This is a genomic window from Anaerorudis cellulosivorans (assembly GCF_025943985.1).
Classification (GTDB): Bacteria; Bacteroidota; Bacteroidia; order Bacteroidales; family Dysgonomonadaceae; genus Anaerorudis; species Anaerorudis cellulosivorans.
In genome coordinates, this window is record NZ_JAPCWE010000001.1 from 121,040 (window position 1) to 144,265 (window position 23,226).

A 23,226-nucleotide genomic window follows, 5' to 3' on the forward strand; every position below is an offset into this window, starting at 1 on the left:
TCAAGGAATCATGTTGAAGAAAAGAATCATTCCCTGTCTCGATGTCAAAGATGGACGTACCGTGAAAGGGGTAAATTTTGTGAACATACGCGATGCCGGCGATGCAGTGGAACTAGCACAACGATATGTGGATGAAGGGGCTGACGAACTGGTTTTTCTGGATATCACCGCAACGATAGAAAAACGCAAGACGCTCACCCAACTGGTTGAAAAAATTGCCCGCAGAATCAATATTCCCTTTACCGTTGGCGGTGGCATCAATTCGCTGGAAGATGCCAAAGCCATTATTTCGGCCGGAGCAGACAAGGTAAGCATAAATTCGGCAGCGGTAAAACATCCGGAACTCATTACCGAAATTGCCGAACAGTTTGGCAGTCAATGTGTGGTTCTGGCTATCGATACCAAGTACGAAGACAACGAGTGGAAGGTATATATCAACAGCGGAAAAACGCCTACCCCCCTTCTTGCGCTCAGCTGGGCAAAAGAAGGAGAACAACGCGGAGCGGGAGAAATTTTGCTCACCTCGATGAATCACGACGGTACGAAAAAAGGTTTTGCCATCGATATTACCCGCCAAGTAAGTGAAGCGGTAAACATTCCGGTTATTGCATCGGGAGGTGCCGGAACAATGGAGCATTTTGCCGAAGTTTTTCTGCAAACAAAAGCGAGTGCCGCCTTGGCTGCCGGTATTTTTCACTACGGTGAAATTTCCATCCCCGAACTCAAAGCATATTTACAAACACAACATATTGAAGTAAGATGAATATAGACTTTTCAAAATCAAACGGTTTAGTGCCTGCAATTATTCAACACACACTCACCGGACAGGTATTGATGTTGGGTTACATGAACGAAGAGGCACTGGAAAAAACAAAAGCCGAAGGTAAAGTTACTTTTTTCAGCAGAAGTAAAAATCGATTGTGGACGAAAGGTGAAACATCGGGAAATTACCTGATTGTGGACGAAATCCTCACGGATTGTGACGGCGATACGCTTCTCATAAAAGTATATCCGCAAGGCCCGACCTGCCACACCGGCTCGACATCGTGTTTTAAGGAAGAATCGTCAAAAGGGTTTTTATACAAGCTGGAAAGAACCATTGAACAACGTATTGCATCGGATGCAGAAAATTCCTATACCAATGCACTCTTCAAAAAAGGAGTAAACAAAGTTGCACAAAAAGTTGGGGAAGAAGCTGTGGAGCTGGTAATAGAGGCGAAAGACAACAATATCGATTTGTTTAAAAACGAAGCAGCCGATCTTTTGTATCACTTCCTTATTCTTTTAAAGACAAAGAATCTGAAATTGACCGATATTGAAGAGGTCCTCCAAGGAAGATCGAAGTAAAAACAAAAAACAACCTGACTTCGTGATGAAGCAGGTTGTTTTTAATTCAAATATTTTATGGTTTTAAATTCCCATACAAGCTTCGGTCAGCACCGAATCAGGCTTCTGCACCGATCTTCGGAACTACCGACACATACGAACGATTATCTCTTTTCTTGCGAAATACGACAACACCATCTATCAATGCAAAAAGGGTATGATCTTTACCTATACCTACATTATCTCCCGGATGATGCACCGTTCCGCGCTGGCGAACCAAGATATTTCCTGCTTTAGCAGCCTGTCCGCCAAATATTTTAACTCCTAATCGTTTACTTTCCGATTCACGACCGTTCTTTGAACTACCTACACCTTTCTTATGTGCCATTTTCTTCTGATTTTAACTGATTAAGCAATGATTTCTTTTACTTGTATTTGCGAGAACTGCTGACGATGACCGTTCAGTTTCTGATACCCTTTTCTTCTTTTCTTTTTGAAAACAAGAACTTTATCTCCTTGAACATGTGAAAGTACTTCGGCAACCACTTTTGCTCCGTCAATTACCGGTGTACCCACCGTAACATCGCCTTCATTATCGATAAGCATTACTTTTTCGAATTCAACTTCACTGCCTTCTTCGACATTAATTCTGTGAACAAATAATTTTTGGCCTTGCTGAACTTTAAATTGTTGGCCCTGAATATCTACAATTACGTACATATTAAAAATAACTTTAAGTTACCTGCCTGAGGCGAGCCCATTGTAACGACTTCTTATATGGCCTATTGGCAAAACAGGTTGCAAAGATACATATTTTATCGATAAAACCAAAATCCGTCGGCGCTTTTTTACCTATTTGCAGATTCAACTTAGAAGTGCGAAATTCCCGATAAGTTTTACATGGTTTTTTAAAAACAAAACGATGAAAAACACGGCGGGGGATTGCCAAACGGCTGGGGGTGCAAAACCCCCAAAGAGTGTCAGATTCAACCGGCAAGTGCGAATTTCAATTCAGTCCTCAGTTTTCGTTTCAACATTATATGTAGGAAAAGACATGAAAGCGTTGCAGATTTCAATTCAGTCCTCAGTTTTCGATTCAACCCGGTTTACAAGTACCGGATTTCTTTCTCGTACCCTCTGTTTATGGGTATGATGGCATTGGCTCGACAACGTTTTTGTTCGATTCAACAGGTAAGACAGCATGCGGGAAAAAATTCCCGACATTCAGTTTAACGAATTTTTAGTTCGAAAATGGGTGTTTTCCCTGCCTTTTGACACTCTTCCTTCGCTCTTCCTTCGCTCCTCCTTCGCTCTTCCTTCGCTTCTAAGCAGGGACAACAACACCGGATTCCGTGAAACCGGTGTAAGACAAACCTACATCTTTGCCGCATATAGAGCGGGATACAGAGGCGAAGCCGGGGTAAACTTTATGCGAAGATGTCGCAAGCCTGATGCAAGCATGGAGCGAGGATGGTACGGCCTTGGTACGAGGAAGGTGCGGAGATGGCGTGTCTCGTCCTGAAATAGGTTTACACTCAATGTAAATTAAAAGCAGGACAATGAAAACAAAATTCAACAAATTTCCGGACGAATTGATATCTCAAATAGTCCAAGAGTACTTAACTACCGAAATTTCTCAACCGGAGTTAATGAAAAAGTATAACTTTGGAGGGCCGAACACCATATACAGGTGGATGAAATATTTAGGTATTTCAAAGCAGGATTTTGAACAAATAAAGGAGGATAGAGTTATGACATCAGATAGTTCAAAGAGCCTCAAAGAGCTTGAGTTAGAGCATAAAATCCGCCTATTAGAGGATGAGCTTAATAAAGAAAAGCTTAAAACAGCAGCTCTAAGTACATTGATTGATATCGCAGAGCGGGATTTGAAGATTGACATAAAAAAAAAGCGTGGTGCCAAACCATAAACACGCTGCGCCCATATTACCCGAGATTCAGTCTGGGTGATTTTTGTGAGTTGTTTGGCAAAACAAGGCAAGCGTACTACCGGCGGGAGAAGTATCATTACAAGGAACAACTGAAAGATGAAATACTCCTTCAACTGGTTTTGAAAGAGCGTACACTGATGCCTAAAATAGGTGCACGTAAGCTCCTGGTCAGATTGGAGCCTCGACTTCCGGAAGATCTTCTACCGGGGAGAGATAAGTTCTTTGATTTTTTAAGAGAACACCGGTTATTGGTTGGTAAAAAGCGCAGGCGTGTTAGAACCACCTACAGCAATCATTGGATGCATAAGTACCCCAACCTGATAAATGATTTTACAGCTACCCGCATAAATCAGCTCTGGGTAAGTGACATCACTTATATAGCAACTGCACAAGGGTTCCTGTATTTGAATTTAATCAGCGACGCCTATTCACGTGAGATCATTGGCTGGACTATTGGTGAGACCCTTGAGGCAATGTACACTGTCAGAGCGTTGGAGATGGCTCTAAAACGACTGCCAAGCAACTCGGAAGGGCTAATTCATCATTCAGACAGAGGAATTCAATATTGTTGCTCAGATTATGTAAAAAAGCTCTCAAAACATAAGGTGAGTATCAGTATGACAGAAAATGGAGATCCTCGGGAAAATGCCATTGCAGAGCGTATAAACGGGATTCTAAAAGATGAGTGGATGAATATGATGCTTTTGATGTCGCCGGAGGATGCAAAAAGGCAACTCAAACGCATAATTATGATTTACAATTGCCACAGACCTCATAGCAGCCTGGGTATGAAAACGCCAAGAGAGGCGGCTAAATATACAGGAGAATTTAAAAAACACTGGAAAACTTATTATAAAAAAGAGAAGTAAGTTTCCCGGTTGAATAAAAAATTATTCTCTATAAATTTATAGAGAATAATAAATTAAATAATTAATAAAACTGTAAACAAAAATCAGGACGATACAGCGTGTAGAGTCAACCGGGATTTAATATTTGATATTTTTAAAAAGGATTCGATTTTCTCTTGCCTCGTTTAATTGGGCAAGCAATTTTTCCCGTCCATATTTCGAAAAATCGGTGTTCTCGTTATTGGTGATAAGATTGAGCAATAAACGCAGTTCATCATCGGAAAAACGGCTGATGATTTCATCGAAAGGTTCTTTGGTTCCAATTTCGAAACGGACGATCGCCAGTTTGGGTTTTGCTGCCGGGTAGTCGGGATCCAACTCCAAAAGTTGTTCAAGATATTCTGCCGCCTGTTCAAATTTTTCACGAGCCACACTCACATTAGCCAGACGGTCGATGATATTTTCGTTTTCGGGCGATTCCATCGATGCTTTCATGTATGCTGTTTCGGCAGCTGCATAATCTTCATTGTAAAAATCCAGGTCTCCCTCAAGCATGAAATACTCCCATGAATTTTTCTCGTTTTCGGGAATCTGCTCAAAAATTTCTTGAGCTTTATCGAAATTTTGCTGAACAATATAAACGTGTGCCCTTTTCAACAAAATACCTTCAGGACCAAATTTTTTCTCTTTCCGATCGATAATTTTCATCATCTCCTCATACTGTTCCATCACTTCATAACCATCCAGCAAAGAATCGTACAAACTTTCGTCATCGGGAGCTTCTTCCAAACATTCTTCAAAAATGCGGAGAGCCTCTTCGACATTATCGTTCATATAAAGCGAAAGAGCTTTCATTTTTAATGTCGGAATATCCTTTTCGTTGATCGTAAGGGCAAAATCAAAAGCATCCACCGCTTTGTCGTATTCCTCGTTTAAAGAATACAATTTGCCAAGATTTGTCCATCCGTCGAAAGAATAAGGGTCATTATCGAGCAACTTGTTGTTATATTCGATGGCCTTTTCGAAATTACCTTTCATTTCATAGGCATAAGACAGATCATTAAATACATCCATGTCAACTATACCCTGCTTCATGCTTTCTTCAAGAAAGAAGATTGCACGATCGAATTGGTCTATATCGTTATACATATATCCTACTTCGGTAAGGAAAGTATAAAGATCGGACTCCGGAATATTTGCCGACATGACCTCATCGATTATTTTGGCCGCCTCGTCAAACTTTTTAAGATGCAACAACGATTCGACTTTCAACAACGGGAGTTCTATATCGCCATCATTTGTGATGCGGGACAAATAATCATGAGCTTCCTCATATTTCTCTAGATAAACCAATTTTTTGGCATATTGCAACATGAGCTCCGAATTTCCGGGATGCATTTTAAGGCCTTCATCAATGACATGTTCTGCTTCGTTATAATCTCCCAATTCGACATAATATTGTGCCAATAAAGCAAATTCGTCGGCGTCGAGATAGATTTTTTTACCCAGAGCACGCATTTGTTCGTACTTCTCGATTAATGCATCCATGTTTACTTCGTCATCCATTTTTTAGTACTCCCTCTATCAAAAGTCAAAAAAGATCGATTAATTTTAAATTCAACGCTGTTTTATCTTACTCCAGGAATCTTTCAATGCCACCGTACGGTTGAATATTAAATGGTCTTTGGTAGAATCCGGATCGACATTGAAATATCCGATACGCTGAAATTGAAAGCTATCAAAAGGTTGAGCATCTTTTAGATACATCTCGATTTTGCAGTTTTTCTTTACAATCAGCGAATTGGGATTCAACAATTCTTTAAAATCTTTGTCCTTCTCTTCTCCGGGATTCTCTGCCAAAAACAACCGGTCAAACAAACGCACTTCGGCATCCAAACTGTGAGGTACCGACACCCAGTGTATGGTACCCTTAACCTTGCGGTTTGCGTTGGGCATGCCGCTTCGCGTAGTCGGATCATATTCGGCATAAACTTCAACCACATTCCCGTTCTCATCCTTTTTACAACCGGTACATTTCACGATGTATGCATTTTTCAAACGCACTTCGTTTCCGGGTGTGAGACGGAAATACTTCTTTGGGGGATTTTCCATAAAGTCGTCTCGCTCAATCCACAGTTCTCTGCTAAACATTACCTCGCGAGTTCCCATGGTCTCATCCTCGGGATTGTTAACAGCCGTTACCGTTTCCTCTTTCCCTTCAGGATAATTGGTAATGATAAGCTTAATCGGATCAAGAACACCCGAAACTCGAATATCTTTTTTGTTGAGGTCTTCGCGAATACTGTGTTCCAAGAGCGAAACATCGATGATTGCTTCGTATCTGGTATAACCGATATCATCAATAAAATTGCGGATGGATTGAGGCGTATATCCCCTGCGTCGCAAACCGCAAAGTGTTGGCATACGGGGATCATCCCAACCGCTCACTCTTTTTTCCTGCACCAACTGCAAAAGTTTGCGTTTGCTCATCACCGTATAGGTCATGTTTAACCGATTAAACTCGATCTGTCGTGGACGATAATCTCCATCGGCTAATTGATCGATAAACCAGTCGTAGAGGGGACGATGGGGTACAAATTCCAGGGTACACAACGAATGAGTAACTCCTTCGAAATAATCGCACTGTCCGTGTGCAAAGTCGTACATGGGATAAGCTTTCCATTTTGTTCCCGTACGGTGATGCGGTAAATGAATGATGCGGTACATAATGGGATCGCGCAGGTGCATATTGGGTGAGGACATATCGATTTTGGCGCGCAGTACCATTTTTCCTTCGGGAATTTCCCCCGAATTCATTTTATAAAACAATTCGAGCGATTCTTCCACCGGGCGATCGCGATACGGACTGTTTATGCCGGGCTGCGTCGGAGTACCTTTCTGTTTGGCAATTTCCTCGGCCGACTGTTCATCTACATACGCCTTACCTTCTTTAATCAGTTTCACGGCAAAATCCCAAAGCTGCTGAAAATAATCGGAAGCATAATAGACATTTTCCCACTGAAAACCAAGCCATCGAATATCTTCCATAATGGAATCCACATACTCGACATCTTCTTTCACAGGGTTTGTATCGTCGAATCGAAGGTTGCAAATACCGCCATATTTCTCGGCAATGCCAAAATCAAGACAGATTGCCTTTGCATGTCCGATATGCAGATAACCATTGGGTTCAGGCGGAAATCGGGTTTGAACACGACCGCCATTTTTGCCTTCTCGTAAATCATTCTCTACAATTTCTTCAATAAAATTGAGGCTTTTTTTATTCTCCTTCAACTTGGAATTTTCTGTAAATGACATGGATATGTATTTAATTATTATATTGCCACTCTTGCGTATGGTGCCACATCGGGACTGCAAAAATCATTATCGAGATATTTGTAGTATCCGGTTATAGCTACCATAGCTGCATTATCGGTAGTATAAGAAAATTTCGGAATATGAATTTTCCAGTGATATTTTTTTGCATATTTTTCAAAAGCATCACGCAAACCGGAGTTCGCCGAAACACCACCGGCAACGGCAACTTCCTTAATATGTAAATCCTTGGCTGCATGATATAATTTATCCATCAAAATATCGATAATCGTTTTTTGCAACGATGCACATAAGTCCGCCCTGTTTTTTTCGATAAATTCGGAATCGGTTTTTAAGCTGTCTCGCAAAAAATACAAAAACGATGTTTTCAATCCGCTGAAACTGTAGTCGTATCCCCCAACATGAGGTTTACTGAAAACGAATTTTTGAGGATCCCCTTGTTTGGCAAGTCTGTCTACCACAGGTCCTCCGGGATAACCCAATCCCATTACTTTGGCACATTTATCGAATGCTTCACCGGCAGCATCGTCGATGGTCTGCCCGATAATCTCCATATTGTTGTACGATTTTACAAGGATAATCTGCGAATTTCCCCCTGAAACCAACAAACAAAGGAACGGAAAATCGGGTTGTGAGTCATCCTCTTCGCTTTCCTTAATGAAATGAGCCAGCACATGCGCCTGCAAATGATTGACATCGATCATGGGAATATGTAATGCCGTAGAAAACCCTTTCGCAAAGGATGTTCCCACCAGCAACGAACCCAATAAGCCGGGTCCACGGGTAAAAGCAATCGCCGAAAGTTCGTCCTTCGACACCCCCGCCTGTTTCAATGCATCGTGTACCACCGGAATAATATTTTGTTGGTGTGCACGCGATGCCAATTCGGGAACAACACCTCCGTATCGTTCGTGCACCGACTGATTGGCAATTACGTTCGACAATATTACTCCATCACGGATAACTGCAGCCGAAGTATCATCGCATGAAGATTCAATTCCTAAAATGACAATTCTTTTTTCATTCCGCATAGCAAATACAAAGGTAAGTGAAAAAATGGAAATATTCAGCGCTTTCTTATCTTCATTTTATCAGAAACTTACATCCAACCGAAAGCTCCCCCGAATAGCATGAGGATTATTACGATAAGTAAAACGGTGAACATATTCCACACGAAAAAAACCCATCACATTAATGGCCCCTACAGAAGCTTCGATATAGGGTGTTTTTTTCATGACAGAAGTTACTTCCGGAAAAATAAAAAGCCCGTTTTCAAGCGTCGGTATATTTTTATCGCTTAACTTGCTGTACGCCATTCGAAAAGTAATCAACTCTTTCGTTCCCCATTTTTTTAAGACAGGCACCCGATAGAGCAACCATTGATTCCCTATAAAAGTAGCACGTAGCGTATATTGTTCGTCTCCTGCAAATTCGATAGCCGGTGTACAATAAAACGCGCTGTTTTCGATCGGATTTCTATTGTGTTGATTGGGATAAAGCAATAGAGGAAAAGGTATAGTCCCTTTAATTTTCTGAACGCCCGCCGACACATCGATCCGACCGTAATCGCCAATGACAAAACGTTCCTGCACGGTGGCTTCAGCTCTGGCATATGAGAAACTACCACCTAAAAAGCCATTCAATCCTTTGGTGTAGGACACCGTGAAGATAGGTTTACCGTAAGTCAACAAGAGTCGCTTTCTGCGATATTGATAATACGTTTCGGCAGGGGTATAACGAAGCAGTATCCCTACTTCGCCGGTTTTTAAATTCTCGTGCGAAATCGACTCATTATCGGCTCCGATGCTTGTGAAAGAAAAACCGTCTCCCGGCATAACGGTAGAAGTGCGAATCCATGTTTGCCAGGCAAAACCCCACAACGTTTCTTTTTCATAACGCAATTCGGCAAAATTCCGGTAAGCTGTAGCACCTTCGGAACGTTTGTACATATACAGCACGGCATCGTTCGACGAACGTGGATGCAACTCTGCAAAGGGATAAATGTCGTTTTCGTAAAGGATGGAAAGGTTATTTTTAGGAAATTCGTCTTCACAATAGATCGGCTTGTTGAACGACCAGGTTGCTTCGCCTCTGTATTTCACTTTCTCATCCCTGAAACCGTAAGCCATATACCCCTTGAGGAACAGATGCGGATGAAATCGTGCCGTCGATGCAAAGCCTGCTCTCAGTCGAAATCCTTCCAGCCGATTATAAGCAGGGATGGTTTGAATACGCCCGAAATCGAAAGCATTGGTTTGCGGATCTCCCAAAGGAAACCAATCATCCAAGACCAAATTAACCAACGTATCTGCCAGGTATAGGATCGGCATAAATCTTTCTCCCACCTTTACCGGGAACCTGCCCACCAAATCGACAGAGGGATTTTGTTGAATTTGATAAACAGAATCGTCAGCTGCACTTTCCCCGGATAGGATTTGACCGGACACAAAGGTAATCCATGACAAATAAAGAGCAACGGCTAATCCTATCCTTTTCATCTGATGACAATTAAAATTTGCGGTAACGGATTCTTTTGGGCTCTACATTACCAAGCCGCATCTTTTTGTTTTCTTCGTATTCGCTGTATGAACCTTCAAAATAAAATACTTCGGAATTGCCTTCAAAAGCAAGAATATGCGTGCAGATACGATCGAGAAACCAGCGGTCGTGTGAAATCACGACGGCACATCCTGCAAAGTTTTCGAGTCCTTCTTCCAAGGCTCGGAGGGTATTGACATCGATATCGTTGGTAGGCTCATCGAGTAGTAACACGTTTGCACCCGCTTTGAGCGTTAATGCCAAGTGCAATCGGTTTCGCTCTCCGCCGGAGAGAACGCCACAGCGTTTTTCCTGATCGGCTCCGGTAAAATTAAATCGCGCAAGGTAGGCCCGGGCATTGACTTCCTTCCCACCTAAGCGAACAAATTCCGATCCGTCCGAAACAACTTCATATACCGTTTTTTCCGGATGGATAGCCGCATGCTGCTGGTCAACATATGCTGTGACAACGGTTTCCCCTATTTCGAACAATCCCTTGTCGGGCTTCTCTATCCCTTGTATAAGGCGGAAAAGCGTTGTTTTTCCTGCACCATTAGGACCAATAACACCCACAATACCATTTGGAGGAAGCACAAAATTCAAATCGTTAAACAATACCTTGTCGCCATATGCTTTTGCAACATGATGTGCTTCAATCACTTTGTTTCCCAGACGGGGTCCATTGGGGATAAAAATTTCCAGTTTTTCTTCCCGCTCTTTCTGATCTTGATTCAATAATTGTTCATACGAATTTAATCGGGCTTTTCCTTTAGCATGCCTTGCCTTTGGGGACATACGTATCCACTCCAATTCCCTTTCTAATGTTTTACGACGTCTTCCGGCTTGTTTTTCTTCCATTTCAAGCCGTTTGGTTTTTTGTTCCAACCACGAAGTGTAATTTCCTTTCCAAGGTATGCCTTCTCCTCGATCCAACTCGAGAATCCAACCGGCTACATGATCGAGAAAATAGCGGTCGTGGGTTACACAAATGACCGTCCCTTTATATTGTTGCAGATGCTGTTCCAGCCAATCGATGGATTCGGCATCGAGATGATTGGTAGGCTCATCGAGCAGCAAGACATCGGGCTCCTGCAACAACAGCCTGCAAAGTGCCACCCGTCGCCGCTCACCTCCCGAAAGTTCGCTCACTAGCTGATCCTCGGGTGGACATCGCAACGCATCCATTGCCCTTTCCAAACGATTATCGATATTCCATCCGTCTGCAGCATCCAGTTTATCCTGTATTTCGGCCTGACGTGCAAACAAAGCATTCATCTTGTCCTCGTTTTCGTAATATTCCGGCAAACCGAATTTTGTATTGATATCTTCATATTCGGCCAACAGGTCAATAACGGATTGTACCCCTTCGCGTACCACATCGATAACGGTTTTATCGGGATCGAGTTTCGGATCTTGCTCAAGATAACCTACCGAAAAACTTTTATCGGAAACAACTTCTCCTTGATATTCCTTTTCGATGCCGGCAATAATTTTCAGCAAAGTGGATTTCCCCGAGCCATTAAGTCCGATGATACCAATTTTAGCTCCATAGAAAAAAGAAAGATAGATATCTTTTAATACCTGTTTATGAGGTGGATAGGTTTTACTTACACCTACCATCGAAAAAATAATCTTTTTATCGTCTGTCATAAAATTTTAGAATAATTACAAGCGCTATATAAAAATTTTTGCGCAAAGATAACTACTTAGCTCCATAAGACGAAATAATCGAGTACCGTACTTAGGGATCCCATATACAGCCGTTCCGTTACTAGAGCTTTCTAACTGCGAAATCCGGAATGACTCTCGATTCCACCTCACAATTAACACCATTGCACTTAGCTAATGGTTGGTGACTAGCCCACTCACGTGGACTTACATCAACAAGTTAATCACTCTGTATGGTGCACTAAAAAATTGTAGGAATGTATATCTATACACCCCTACAATAATGCAAAAAATCCCCTATAAGACTTACTGATTCGAAGAAATCAATGGAATTGTATCCAAATCAGTGACCTTCCCATTTTCTACAGGTACATCAACAAGAATCGTATCGATAAATCCCGATAAAGTATCCGCAACAACTGTAAGATTATAGCTCCCTTCTTCAAGTCCTGCAAACAAAAACTTACCATCTGTTTCAGGAAGAGAAACCAGTGTATCGGTTTCTTTAATCAGCTGAACATAAGCAACCGCTTCCGGCGGAATAACTACCCCTTTAATCGATCCACCGAATGCTTCTGCATAGGTACGGATCACCGGTTTCAGAATGAATTTATCGTTTCCTGTCTTCACAACCGATCTTGTCGCATCAAAATCAATAACGAAGCTATACATTAAATCGGGTAGCAAAGTTTCATGTAAGTTGAACTTTAAACCACTTGCCTGTGCAGAAGGGGTTTTAAGAGGATACTCAACTCCGTCTTTCACTACATAACTCTCCGAACCCAAGAGTAATCGTACCTGACTTATTTTCCCTGCAGGTATTTTACCTCCGGCCAGCAATACAGCTTCTCCGTTTCGATAATCCAGCAAATTATAAAGTCCCGGATGTTGAACAGGGACATTCACCCACTCTATTTCATTAATACCATCATTATCGATGTCTCCATCCTCATCGTTCCCATAATAATAAGGATCGGAATCATCGTCATAAAACTCATCACCAATCCCTACGACAATTCCCTGGATATCAATATAAACTGCATCATACACCAGAGAAGGAGCATCCGTAAGTTTAAATTGAATTTGTGCAGTATTGTTCTCCGATACTTTTTCGTCGGTACAACTTACACCTGCACCCAACATCAGCAGTAGAGCCGATATCGCAAAAATTTTCTGTTTCGTTTTCATTTTCATAGTTGTAGTTTGTTTTTAAATGAGACCATAAATTTATTTCAATGAACTTGTTGTTCAATATAAAACAACAAATAAATCACTTATGTTTATCCTTTATGGTTAAAAAAAAATAAGGAATTTCAATTCCCGTTACAGATATTATATTTTTTATAGTCACGGAATTAATAATTGATTACTAATGGATTGAGTAAGATTTTTAAAGTTAAAGATAAAGTTCAAAAAAACCGGTCTGTTGCTATTGACAACATCCGGTTTTTCTTGTCATTTAAATATTCTCAACCGGTTTATTCCCCAGTTGAGCAATGTACCTTTTTATTATGCTTTACCTGCACTTCCCAATACATTTTGGGTTTTGTGCATATACAATTTCTTCAGTTCATCACGAGCCGGACCCAGATATTTACGGGGATCGAATTCTGCAGGTTGTGTCCAAAGCACTCTCCGCACGGCAGCCGTCATAGCCAAACGGCCATCCGAATCGATATTGATCTTGCAAACAGCCGATTTGGCAGCTTCGCGCAATTGCTCTTCGGGAACACCAATGGAATCTTTCAATTTGCCGCCATATCGGTTAATTTCATCCACATATTCCTGAGGAACAGAAGAAGCACCATGAAGTACGATCGGGAATCCGGGAATGCGTTTCTCAACTTCTTTCAGAATATCGAAGCGCAAAGGAGGAGGAACTAATCTTCCATTTTCGTCGATTGTACATTGTTCGGGTTTAAATTTATATGCGCCATGAGAAGTTCCGATCGAAATAGCCAAAGAGTCTACACCCGTGCGACTTACAAAATCAACGACCTGAGCAGGATCAGTATAGGTGTGATGTTCTGCTTTAACATCGTCTTCAATGCCTGCCAGCACACCCAATTCTCCCTCTACGGTTACATCGAATTGATGAGCATAATCAACCACCTTCTTGGTCAAGGCCACATTTTCATCATAAGGCAAATGCGAACCATCGATCATTACTGACGAAAATCCGAATTCGATACAACTTTTACACAGTTCAAAACTATCTCCGTGATCGAGATGAAGCACAATCGGAATAGGATATCCCAGTTCTTTTGCAAATTCAACCGCACCTTGAGCCATATACCGCAACAACGTTTGATTGGCATATTTGCGTGCACCGCTCGATACCTGTAAAATCACAGGTGATTTTGTTTCTACACAGGCGGAAATAATAGCCTGCAATTGTTCCATATTATTGAAATTGAATGCAGGAATTGCATAACCGCCTTCCATTGCCTTTTTAAACAGCTCTCTTGAGTTTACAAGACCCAATTCTTTATAACTAACCATTGTTTTAGAGTTTAGTGTGATTAATAACTATGTTACCTTTAACTGTTCCACAAATGTAGAAAAATTATTGCGAAAAAACGGAATATCTTGAATAATGCAAGAGGTATTCTCTTTTTTTAACCGAACATATAAAAATATAAAATAACTAATCGGAATAAGCAGCGAAATAATCAAAAAAATGGGCATTAAATGTAGTTGTTTCATTTTTTTTTACTACTTTTACATATTTCTATTACATAACTGACATCCTCGTGTAAATCCTGGAGAAGAAATAATCACAGCGATTTTCACTCGAATGAAAATATTGCGGCGCCTTAAAAGTTGATTGTGTTGATTGATAAAACATTAAAAAATGGAAAATTATAAAGAAGAAAATCAAATTCAAATCGAGTTATCCGACGAAGTGGCTCAAGGTACCTATTCCAATTTGGCCATTATTTCCCATTCTTCATCCGAATTTGTTATCGATTTTGTCCGAATCGTGCCGGGTGTACCCAAGGCAAAAGTTAAATCGCGCATTATTCTCACTCCCGAAAACGCCAAACGCCTGCTTTTTGCATTAAAAGACAATATCGAAAAATTTGAAAAAGTAAACGGAACTATTCATTTAGGAAACGAACCCGATAATTTCTTTCCTCCTTTAGGGAAGATGGGAGAAGCATAAACTTACCTATGGATGCCAAATTCACTCGATCTGAAAAAAAATTCAACTGGTTTTCCCTTTTTTGGGAAGGAGTTACCCATATGTCCCTTTTGGGAAAAACACTATGGATAGTAGTTATCATAAAATTGATGATCATGTTTGGCGTTCTTAAACCTTTCTTTTTCCCCGATTTTTTAAATTCAAGATACCAAAACGATAAAGATAAAGCCGCTTACGTGGTAGAACAGTTGATTGACAGAACGAACCATACCCAATAACAAGTTGTTATACCTAAGCCTATGGAAATATTAAATGCATCATTGGTTAATTGGTCGAGAGCACAGTTTGCTATGACGGCTGCTTACCACTGGCTGTTTGTACCGCTTACACTCGGACTAGGCGTGATGATGGCCATAATGGAAACCAAGTATGTTCGCACCGGGGACGAAAAATGGAGAAAAACGGCTAAATTCTGGCAAACCATCTTTGGCATTAACTTTGCTATCGGCGTGGCTACCGGAATCATTCTCGAATTTCAGTTCGGGACAAACTGGTCGAACTACAGCTGGTTTGTTGGCGACATTTTCGGTGCTCCACTGGCTATTGAAGCCATTGTTGCCTTTTTTCTCGAAGCCACATTCATTTCTATTATGTTCTTCGGATGGAATAGAGTAAGCAAAAAAGCACACCTTACCGCCACATGGCTCACCATCCTTGGTGCTACTCTTTCTGCCTATTGGATTTTGGTTGCCAACGCTTGGATGCAACATCCGGTCGGCATGAATTTCAATCCCGATACGGTTCGTAACGAAATGACCGATTTTTGGGCTGTGGCTCTTTCTCCGGTTGCCGTCAACAAATTTTTTCATGCCGTCCTCTCAGGCTGGGGATTAGGTGCATCATTTGTGGTTGGAGTCGGGTCTTGGTACTTACTAAAGAAACGGCATGTAGATTTTGCTTTGAAAAGCATTAAAATGGGAGCTGTATTCGGATTCATTTCATTTATCTTGTTGGCAGTTACCGGAGATGGTTCAGCCTATCAAGTTGCACAAAAACAACCCATGAAACTCGCTTCAATGGAAGGACTATACAAAGGCAAATCCGGTGCAGGAATGGTTGCTTTCGGAATTTTAAATCCCAATAAACAAGCGTATAACGACACTATCGATCCGTATTATTTCAAAATTGAATTACCCAAGTTATTATCGTTGTTGGGTTATCGCGATATCAATGCCTTTGTACCCGGCATCAACGATATCGTTGAAGGGGGATATACCCTCCCTGATGGAGAAAAAGCATTATCGTTTGACGAAAAAAAAGAACGCGGACAACTTGCTATTCGTGCATTAGCCAACTATCAGAAGGCAAAAAAGGAAGGAAGGGATTCCGATGCAACTGAATATAAAAACACGCTGCATGAAAATTATGCCTATTTCGGATACGGCTATTTAACCAAAGGGCAAGACAGCATTCCCCATGTACCACTCACATTTTACAGCTTTCATCTGATGGTAATCATCGGTTTCTATTTCATCCTGATGTTTGCGATTGTATGGTACGTTGTACACAAAAAGAAAATGGAAACGGCAACGTGGCTTCAATACATTGCCTTATGGAGTATTCCACTAGCTTATCTTGCGGGACAATTGGGATGGATTGTTGCCGAAGTCGGACGACAGCCCTGGACAATACAAGACGTTTTGCCCGTTCAGGCAGCTGTATCGGGATTGTCTACCGGCAATGTGATCACCACCTTCATTCTGTTTGCCACGTTGTTTACGCTGCTTCTCGTTGCAGAAGTAACGATAATGGTTAAACAAATAAAAAAGGGTCCCGAACTATGATTACCTATTCCTTTTTGCAGCATTACTGGTGGTTTGTCATTTCACTTCTTTGCGGAGTATTGACATTTCTTCTTTTTGTACAGGGCGGACAATCGATGTTATATTCTCTTGCTAAAACCGACGACGAAAAAAAACTGTTGTTAAATGCATTGGGCAGAAAGTGGGAATACACTTTCACCACACTCGTAACTTTCGGTGGTGCATTTTTTGCTTCGTTTCCTTTATTTTATTCAACCAGTTTTGGTGGCGCCTACTGGGTTTGGATGTTGCTGCTGTTCTGTTTTGTTCTTCAGGCAGTGTCGTATGAATTTCATTCGAAGCCCGGAAATATTTTCGGTGCGAATACCTATCGTGCATTTCTATTTATCAATGGGGTGTTGGGAACATTTTTGCTAGGCGTTGCAGTTGGCACATTCTTTACCGGTTCAGCTTTCAGCGTAAACAAAGAAAATCTGCTCAGTGTAGGAAATACCGGAGGAGGCGTAATTAGCCGTTGGGAAAACCCGTTTCACGGACTGGAAGCCTTGGGAAATCTCAGCAACTGGTGTTTAGGGTTGAGCATATTGTTTCTGGCTCGCACGCTGGCCGCTTTATTTTTTGTCAACCGGTTAGATCATGCTGCTTTGGTGGAAAAATCAAAGAAATATGTCCTATATAACGGGGCACCTTTTGTCATCTTTTTCCTCATTTTTCTCATCTGGACACTCTTTGCCGAAGGGTTTGCCGTAGATCCCGGTTCGGGAATAGTTTCAATGGAAAAGATGAAATATTGGCACAATTTTCTGCAAATGCCTATCGTACTCGTTATGTTTTTACTTGGAGTTGCGGCCGTTTTATACGGCATTGCCGGAACGGTTTTTAAAAACAATTTCAGGAAAGGAATTTGGTATTCCGGCGTTGGCACAGTTTTGACGGTAACCATGTTGATGCTGATTGCCGGATACAACCATACGGCTTACTATCCTTCTACCTACGATCTGCAAAGTTCGCTGACCATTCAGAATTCATCCTCCAGTGAATTCACCCTGAAGGTGATGTTCTATGTATCGTTATTGGTGCCGGTTGTAATAGGTTACATTGCTTACGCTTGGCGCTCACTGGAAAAGAAACGATTGAGTATGGAGGATCTGAAATCCGATGAACATACCTATTAATAAGAGAGAGAGCATTTTATCATGGATTATCGCAGGATAATCGGAACATCGCAACATTTTTTTCTTTTGAAAACAGACATAATTCTTATAAAAACTGTATTTTTGCAAATGACGAATAGAGGATTGTGTTCATGAAAAGACAAAAAAATTTATATGCAATTTTCATTTGCATAGCTGTGCTTTTTTGTTTTATTTCTTGCAAAAACGGAAACAGCGCGTTCAGCAATAACAACGGGATCATATTTGATTCATTATATGTAACAAAAAAATCGCATTTGGACAACGATACCACCCAACCTTTTTGTAAAATAACCGTTCGTTTTGTTTATCCAAAAACTGCTGCAAAATCTGATGTAAACCAGTTGCAACAGGTATTTATTGAAAACATGTTTGGTTATTCATACATCAACTTTTCTCCTCGGGAAGCCTTAGAACATTATATTGCCAATTATATCGATAATTATCAAAACGATGCAAAAACATTTAACAAGAATGTATCCGATATGAAACTCATGGGCACCTTAATGCCCGATTATTCCGATGAATGGGAAAATGTACATGGCGATACGTTATCGTATACCTTTTATTCGTATTACGAAACACTTTCGGATACAATATACTTTAACAAGTACAACATTTTGTCTTTTCAGGTAAGACAAACCGGCAACAAGGGGGGAGAAACACCTTTTGAATCCTACAAAAACTGCGTAATTAATCTCAAAACAGGAAAAATCCTCACCGAAAACGATCTTTTTAAACCGGGATACGAGAAACAACTTCAGTTGCTGTTTATCTCTTCCTTAATCAATCAAAACAGCGTTAAAACAATCGACGATCTGGAAGATTTGGGTTATTTCAGCATTGAAGAAATCATGCCGAATAAAAATTTTCTTGTCGATGACAAAGGGATTACCTATGTGTTTAACAAAGGAGAATATGCTGCCTATCCGTTAAATGCCCAAGTAATTTTTCTTCCATACGACGCTCTTCGACCTATACTGAAAGAAAACACCATTGTTTCAAAATTAGCTGCCAGATAAATGCCGGATCTGATAAAAAAGTATTTCCCTTACTTAACCGAGCTTCAACAACAGCAGTTTGATGCACTTTATGATCTGTATAAAGAATGGAATGCCCACATAAACGTCATTTCCCGAAAAGATATCGAAAACCTTTATCTCCATCATGTATTACATTCGTTGGCAATAGCCAAATTTATCCGTTTTGTGCCTCATAGCAACGTTCTGGATGTGGGAACGGGTGGAGGTTTTCCCGGCATACCGCTGGCCATTTTTTTCCCCGATGTTCACTTTTTACTGTTGGACAGCATCGGTAAAAAAATTAAAGTTGCCGGTGAAATTTCAGCAGCCATTGGATTGCAGAATGTTGAATTTGCACATTCACGCATTGAGGACGAAAAAAGAGTATTCGATTTCGTGGTCAGTCGTGCCGTTATGTCTTTACCCGATTTGGTAAAAAACACACGAAAGAATATCTCCCCACAGCACAAAAATACGATTCCTAATGGCATTATTTGTCTCAAAGGCGGCAATTTGACCCTCGAAATAAAACCTTTCGCCGACAAAGCTAAGGTGACTCCATTATCGCTATATTTTGAAGAACCATTTTTCGAAACAAAACAACTGGTATATGTTCCAATAATCAACTAGCGATTATTGTCGAGCTTTTCAGGCAGCTAATTGAAAAGAAAAAACTATTTTTGTAAAATATACAACAGTACTCCATTTGAATTGCAAATTTCGTTTTATTGATGAAAATTAAATTGTTTGAATTTAGTCCCTTAGTCGTAAATACATATGTTCTTTCTGATGAAACAGGTGAATGTGTGGTAATAGACCCCGCATGTCTTCATCCCGACGAAAAGGAAATGTTATTCAGCTATATTGTAAGCAACAACCTCCGGGTAAAACATCTGTTGAATACTCATTTGCATTTCGATCATATATTGGGAAATAATTTTGTCGCTTCACAATTCGGCGTTAAACCCGAAGCACATGCTGCCGATGAACCCTTATTAAAAGATATCCCTAACCAACTAAAAATGTTCGGAATCTATGCACCAAATCTTTCCGTTCCTCCCATTGGAAAATATTTAAAAGAAAACGATATTGTCTCCTTTGGTAATCAGGAATTGCACGTTTTTCATATTCCGGGACATTCACCGGGAAGCATTATTTTTTATCATAAAGCAACCCATAGTGCTTTTGTAGGTGATGTCCTATTTAATGGCAGTATCGGAAGAACCGATTTTGCTGAAGGGAATTACAACCAGTTAATAGAAGGTATTAAAAACAAATTGTTTGTTTTGCCCGACGAAACGATTGTTTATCCCGGTCACGGACCTGCAACCACAATTGGAAACGAAAAAAAATACAACCCTTTTGTAGGAAGTGAATCATAAAAAATTCAATCATTCGCAAAAATCTTTCACGTTATGGAAATGGAACATTTTAAAACCCGACATATCGGGATCAATCCCTCTGAAATGGAAAAAATGCTTGAAACCATTGGCGTTTCCAACATTGATGAATTAATCGATCAAACTATCCCATACGACATACGCCTCACCAAACCCCTGGCGCTTCCCAAAGCACTATCGGAACAGGAATATGCGGAAGAGATAGCTCACTTGGCATCCAAAAACCACGTGTGTACCTCATATATCGGCATGGGATGGTACGATACGATAACACCGGCTGTAATTTACCGCAATGTATTCGAAAATCCGGTTTGGTACACGTCATATACACCTTATCAAGCAGAAGTTTCACAAGGACGGTTGGAAGCATTATTGAATTTCCAAACCATGGTGAGCGATCTCACTGCTCTGCCACTGGCCAACTCGTCACTGCTCGACGAAGCTACAGCGGCAGCCGAAGCCGCTACAATGATGTATGCGCTATGCGCACGTAACAAAGCAAAAAGCCTGGCGGACACCTTGTTTGTAGATGAGCATATTTTCCCGCAAACACTTTCCGTGTTGCGAACCCGCATGCATCATGCCGGAAAAAACATCGTAGTGGGCGATTATAAAACCATTACGCTCGACGATAATTTTTTTGGCGCAATTATACAATATCCCAACAGTGACGGCAATGTGGAAGATTATCATCACTTCGTGGAAAAAGCTCATGCTGTAGATTGTAAAGTTGCGGTAGCTACCGATTTATTGGCGCTCGTCTTGCTAACTCCTCCGGGAGAATGGGGAGCCGATATTGCTTTCGGTAGCAGTCAACGCTTTGGCATTCCCCTATTTTACGGCGGGCCTTCAGCCGCTTTCTTTGCTACACGTGAAGAATACAAACGATTTATACCCGGACGCATTATTGGTATTTCAAAAGATGCTTATGGGAAAAAGGCATTACGTATGGCTTTGCAAACACGTGAACAGCACATCAAACGCGAAAAAGCGACTTCAAACATTTGCACGGCACAAGCATTGCTGGCTACCATGTCGTCTTTCTATGCTGCTTATCATGGGCCGAAAGGATTAAAAAAGATCGCCGAACGGATTCATTCCATTGCTTCGCTTATTTCGGATGAACTGACGTCAATGGGATATAAACAACTCAACGCGAGTTATTTTGATACGCTCAAAATAAAGCTGCCGGCTACTATTTCACAAAAGGACATTCGGAACAATGCCGAAATAAGAAATATCAATCTGCGTTATTTCAAATCGGGAGAAATAGGCATCAGTATCGACGAAACTACCAATAGCTATCGGGCACACGAACTGCTTGCCGTTTTTGCAATGGCTGCCGGCAATTCCAACGTATTTATGATTGACGATCTGCCCAAAAAAATAACCCTTACTCAGGAGCAGCTCCGTACTTCAAAATACCTTACGCATCCGGTCTTTAACAGCTACCACACCGAGACCGAAATGATGCGTTACATCAAACGCCTTGAAAGAAAAGACATTTCGTTGGCGCATTCTATGATTCCGCTGGGATCGTGTACGATGAAGTTGAATGCCGCTTCAGAACTATTGCCTATGGGATATGCAGGTTTTCAAAAAATACATCCATATGCCCCCATTGAACAAGTTCAGGGTTATCATGAAATGATTGAGGAACTGAAATCGATGCTGGCAGAAATTACGGGTTTACCCGGCGTGAGCCTGCAGCCCAATTCGGGAGCAGCAGGAGAATATACGGGTTTGATCGTGATAGCAAGTTATCTCGAAAGCATTGGACAAGGGCATCGCAACATTGTACTTATTCCTGCCTCGGCCCACGGAACCAATCCTGCGAGCTCAGTCCAAGCCGGTTATACTCCTATCGTAGTTGCCTGTGACGAAAAAGGCAATGTAGATATGGACGATTTACGTAAAAAAGCCGAAGAATACGGCAATGATCTCGCAGCTTTCATGATCACTTATCCTTCTACTCACGGCATTTTCGAAACAGAAATCAAAGAAATGTGCCGCATCATTCACGAAGCCGGAGGTCAAGTATATATGGATGGCGCCAACATGAATGCACAGGTAGGAATTACCAATCCCGGAACAATTGGTGCCGATGTTTGTCATCTTAATCTCCACAAAACGTTTGCCATACCTCACGGTGGAGGTGGTCCCGGCGTAGGACCGATTTGCGTTGCTGAACATTTGATCCCTTTCCTTCCCGGCCATCCGGTAATGTTCGAAAGCGATCTTAATACCGTTTCTGCTGCACCTTATGGAAGTGCCGGAATATTACAAATTGCCTATGCTTATATAAAAATGATGGGCGCCGACGGACTAACCGAAGCTACCAAAGTGGCTATTCTCAATGCCAATTACCTTGCCGAAAAACTGAAAGATACGTATGGCATTGTATATCGCGGAGCTAACGGAAGAGTAGGTCACGAACTCATCCTGGAATGTCGAAAAATAAAAGAAATTTCGGGCATCACTGAAACCGATATTGCCAAACGACTAATGGATTACGGGTTTCATGCCCCAACCCTTTCGTTTCCTGTTCACGGCACACTCATGGTCGAACCTACCGAAAGTGAAAGCCTTGCCGAGTTAGATCGATTTGTAGAAGCCATGAACAACATTTATGAAGAAATCATGGAGATAGTAGAAGGCAAATATCCGGCTCACGACAACGTGCTGGTAAATGCTCCCCATCCCGAATATGAATGTGTCTCGGATGAATGGAAACATACCTATCCTCGCAACAAAGCAGTCTATCCCTTACCCTATGTGGCGGAAAACAAATTCTGGATTAATGTTGCCCGCATCGACGATGCGTTCGGCGATCGCAATTTGGTTGCCTGTTTGTGTGAAGATTAGATTAGATTAGATTAGATTAGATTAGATTAGGCCCAAATTAAATTGATAAAAAACGTGCCCCGGACATTAAAAACGTTTCGGGGCACATATTTTGTATAAAGATATAAACTGCT

21 protein-coding genes are annotated in these 23,226 nt (G+C 41.2%); 12 read left to right on the forward strand and 9 right to left on the reverse strand.

What is annotated here, in order from left to right; translation table 11 throughout:
- Nucleotides 1–10: 10 nt before the first annotated feature.
- Both hisF and hisIE read left to right on the forward strand, forming a co-directional pair.
- Nucleotides 11–763 carry an imidazole glycerol phosphate synthase subunit HisF gene (hisF, locus tag OLM34_RS00455; RefSeq protein WP_264404435.1) on the forward strand — a complete coding sequence of 251 codons (753 nt, stop codon included), beginning with the start codon at nucleotides 11–13 and terminating at the stop codon, nucleotides 761–763.
- Nucleotides 760–1,347 (forward strand): bifunctional phosphoribosyl-AMP cyclohydrolase/phosphoribosyl-ATP diphosphatase HisIE, encoded by a 588-nt coding sequence (gene hisIE, locus OLM34_RS00460; RefSeq protein WP_264404436.1) that lies wholly within the window; start codon nucleotides 760–762, stop codon nucleotides 1,345–1,347. The genes hisF and hisIE overlap by 4 nt, the downstream gene beginning before the upstream one ends.
- Nucleotides 1,348–1,444: 97 nt before the next feature.
- On the opposite strand, the gene rpmA is transcribed toward hisIE, so the two are convergent.
- Together rpmA and rplU are read right to left on the reverse strand one after the other, a co-directional pair.
- The gene (gene rpmA / locus OLM34_RS00465; RefSeq protein ID WP_264404437.1) at nucleotides 1,445–1,714 is read right to left on the reverse strand and encodes a 50S ribosomal protein L27; all 270 of its coding nucleotides are present in this window, start codon (nucleotides 1,712–1,714) and stop codon (nucleotides 1,445–1,447) included.
- Between the two features lie 20 nt (nucleotides 1,715–1,734).
- The gene (gene rplU, locus OLM34_RS00470) at nucleotides 1,735–2,046 is read right to left on the reverse strand and encodes a 50S ribosomal protein L21 (protein WP_264404438.1); all 312 of its coding nucleotides are present in this window, start codon (nucleotides 2,044–2,046) and stop codon (nucleotides 1,735–1,737) included.
- 839 nt (nucleotides 2,047–2,885) lie between these two features.
- Here rplU and OLM34_RS00475 point away from each other — a divergent pair.
- Both OLM34_RS00475 and OLM34_RS00480 read left to right on the forward strand, forming a co-directional pair.
- Nucleotides 2,886–3,254: a transposase gene (locus tag OLM34_RS00475; protein ID WP_264404439.1), complete on the forward strand. Its 369-nt coding sequence runs from the start codon at nucleotides 2,886–2,888 to the stop codon at nucleotides 3,252–3,254.
- 32 nt (nucleotides 3,255–3,286) lie between these two features.
- Nucleotides 3,287–4,144, forward strand: a complete 858-nt coding sequence (locus tag OLM34_RS00480) for an IS3 family transposase (protein WP_264404570.1) — start codon at nucleotides 3,287–3,289, stop codon at nucleotides 4,142–4,144.
- A gap of 117 nt (nucleotides 4,145–4,261) precedes the next feature.
- On the opposite strand, the gene OLM34_RS00485 is transcribed toward OLM34_RS00480, so the two are convergent.
- From OLM34_RS00485 to OLM34_RS00515, 7 genes are all read right to left on the reverse strand, one after another.
- On the reverse strand, nucleotides 4,262–5,689 hold the full coding sequence (locus OLM34_RS00485; RefSeq protein WP_264404440.1) for a tetratricopeptide repeat protein: 1,428 nt from the start codon (nucleotides 5,687–5,689) through the stop codon (nucleotides 4,262–4,264).
- Between the two features lie 51 nt (nucleotides 5,690–5,740).
- The gene (locus OLM34_RS00490) at nucleotides 5,741–7,441 is read right to left on the reverse strand and encodes a glutamine--tRNA ligase/YqeY domain fusion protein (protein ID WP_264404442.1); all 1,701 of its coding nucleotides are present in this window, start codon (nucleotides 7,439–7,441) and stop codon (nucleotides 5,741–5,743) included.
- Nucleotides 7,442–7,458: 17 nt separating this feature from the next.
- Complete coding sequence (tsaD, locus tag OLM34_RS00495; RefSeq protein WP_264404443.1) at nucleotides 7,459–8,490, reverse strand: tRNA (adenosine(37)-N6)-threonylcarbamoyltransferase complex transferase subunit TsaD; 1,032 nt, start codon at nucleotides 8,488–8,490, stop codon at nucleotides 7,459–7,461.
- Between the two features lie 60 nt (nucleotides 8,491–8,550).
- On the reverse strand, nucleotides 8,551–9,957 hold the full coding sequence (locus OLM34_RS00500) for a DUF5686 family protein (protein ID WP_264404445.1): 1,407 nt from the start codon (nucleotides 9,955–9,957) through the stop codon (nucleotides 8,551–8,553).
- A 10-nt stretch (nucleotides 9,958–9,967) separates the two neighbouring features.
- Nucleotides 9,968–11,647 (reverse strand): energy-dependent translational throttle protein EttA, encoded by a 1,680-nt coding sequence (gene ettA / locus OLM34_RS00505; protein WP_264404447.1) that lies wholly within the window; start codon nucleotides 11,645–11,647, stop codon nucleotides 9,968–9,970.
- Between the two features lie 324 nt (nucleotides 11,648–11,971).
- Nucleotides 11,972–12,853, reverse strand: coding sequence for a DUF4382 domain-containing protein (locus OLM34_RS00510; protein WP_264404449.1), 882 nt, complete (start codon nucleotides 12,851–12,853; stop codon nucleotides 11,972–11,974).
- A 321-nt stretch (nucleotides 12,854–13,174) separates the two neighbouring features.
- The gene (locus OLM34_RS00515; RefSeq protein ID WP_264404451.1) at nucleotides 13,175–14,167 is read right to left on the reverse strand and encodes a class II fructose-bisphosphate aldolase; all 993 of its coding nucleotides are present in this window, start codon (nucleotides 14,165–14,167) and stop codon (nucleotides 13,175–13,177) included.
- A gap of 352 nt (nucleotides 14,168–14,519) precedes the next feature.
- On the opposite strand from OLM34_RS00515, the gene OLM34_RS00520 reads away from it, so the two are divergent.
- The 8 genes from OLM34_RS00520 (at nucleotide 14,520) to gcvP (ending at nucleotide 23,113) form a co-directional block, all read left to right on the forward strand.
- Complete coding sequence (locus OLM34_RS00520) at nucleotides 14,520–14,831, forward strand: DUF3467 domain-containing protein (RefSeq protein WP_264404453.1); 312 nt, start codon at nucleotides 14,520–14,522, stop codon at nucleotides 14,829–14,831.
- Between the two features lie 8 nt (nucleotides 14,832–14,839).
- Nucleotides 14,840–15,088 (forward strand): DUF4492 domain-containing protein, encoded by a 249-nt coding sequence (locus tag OLM34_RS00525; protein WP_264404455.1) that lies wholly within the window; start codon nucleotides 14,840–14,842, stop codon nucleotides 15,086–15,088.
- Nucleotides 15,089–15,109: 21 nt separating this feature from the next.
- Nucleotides 15,110–16,654 carry a cytochrome ubiquinol oxidase subunit I gene (locus OLM34_RS00530; RefSeq protein ID WP_264404457.1) on the forward strand — a complete coding sequence of 515 codons (1,545 nt, stop codon included), beginning with the start codon at nucleotides 15,110–15,112 and terminating at the stop codon, nucleotides 16,652–16,654.
- The gene (locus OLM34_RS00535) at nucleotides 16,651–17,808 is read left to right on the forward strand and encodes a cytochrome d ubiquinol oxidase subunit II (RefSeq protein ID WP_264404459.1); all 1,158 of its coding nucleotides are present in this window, start codon (nucleotides 16,651–16,653) and stop codon (nucleotides 17,806–17,808) included. The genes OLM34_RS00530 and OLM34_RS00535 overlap by 4 nt, the downstream gene beginning before the upstream one ends.
- Nucleotides 17,809–18,083: 275 nt before the next feature.
- Nucleotides 18,084–18,848, forward strand: coding sequence for an RsiV family protein (locus tag OLM34_RS00540; RefSeq protein ID WP_264404461.1), 765 nt, complete (start codon nucleotides 18,084–18,086; stop codon nucleotides 18,846–18,848).
- Nucleotides 18,849–19,478 carry a 16S rRNA (guanine(527)-N(7))-methyltransferase RsmG gene (rsmG, locus tag OLM34_RS00545; RefSeq protein WP_264404463.1) on the forward strand — a complete coding sequence of 210 codons (630 nt, stop codon included), beginning with the start codon at nucleotides 18,849–18,851 and terminating at the stop codon, nucleotides 19,476–19,478.
- Nucleotides 19,479–19,579: 101 nt separating this feature from the next.
- Nucleotides 19,580–20,230 (forward strand): MBL fold metallo-hydrolase, encoded by a 651-nt coding sequence (locus OLM34_RS00550; protein WP_264404465.1) that lies wholly within the window; start codon nucleotides 19,580–19,582, stop codon nucleotides 20,228–20,230.
- Between the two features lie 33 nt (nucleotides 20,231–20,263).
- Nucleotides 20,264–23,113, forward strand: coding sequence for an aminomethyl-transferring glycine dehydrogenase (gene gcvP / locus OLM34_RS00555; RefSeq protein WP_264404467.1), 2,850 nt, complete (start codon nucleotides 20,264–20,266; stop codon nucleotides 23,111–23,113).
- The last annotated feature ends 113 nt before the right edge of the window (nucleotides 23,114–23,226 follow it).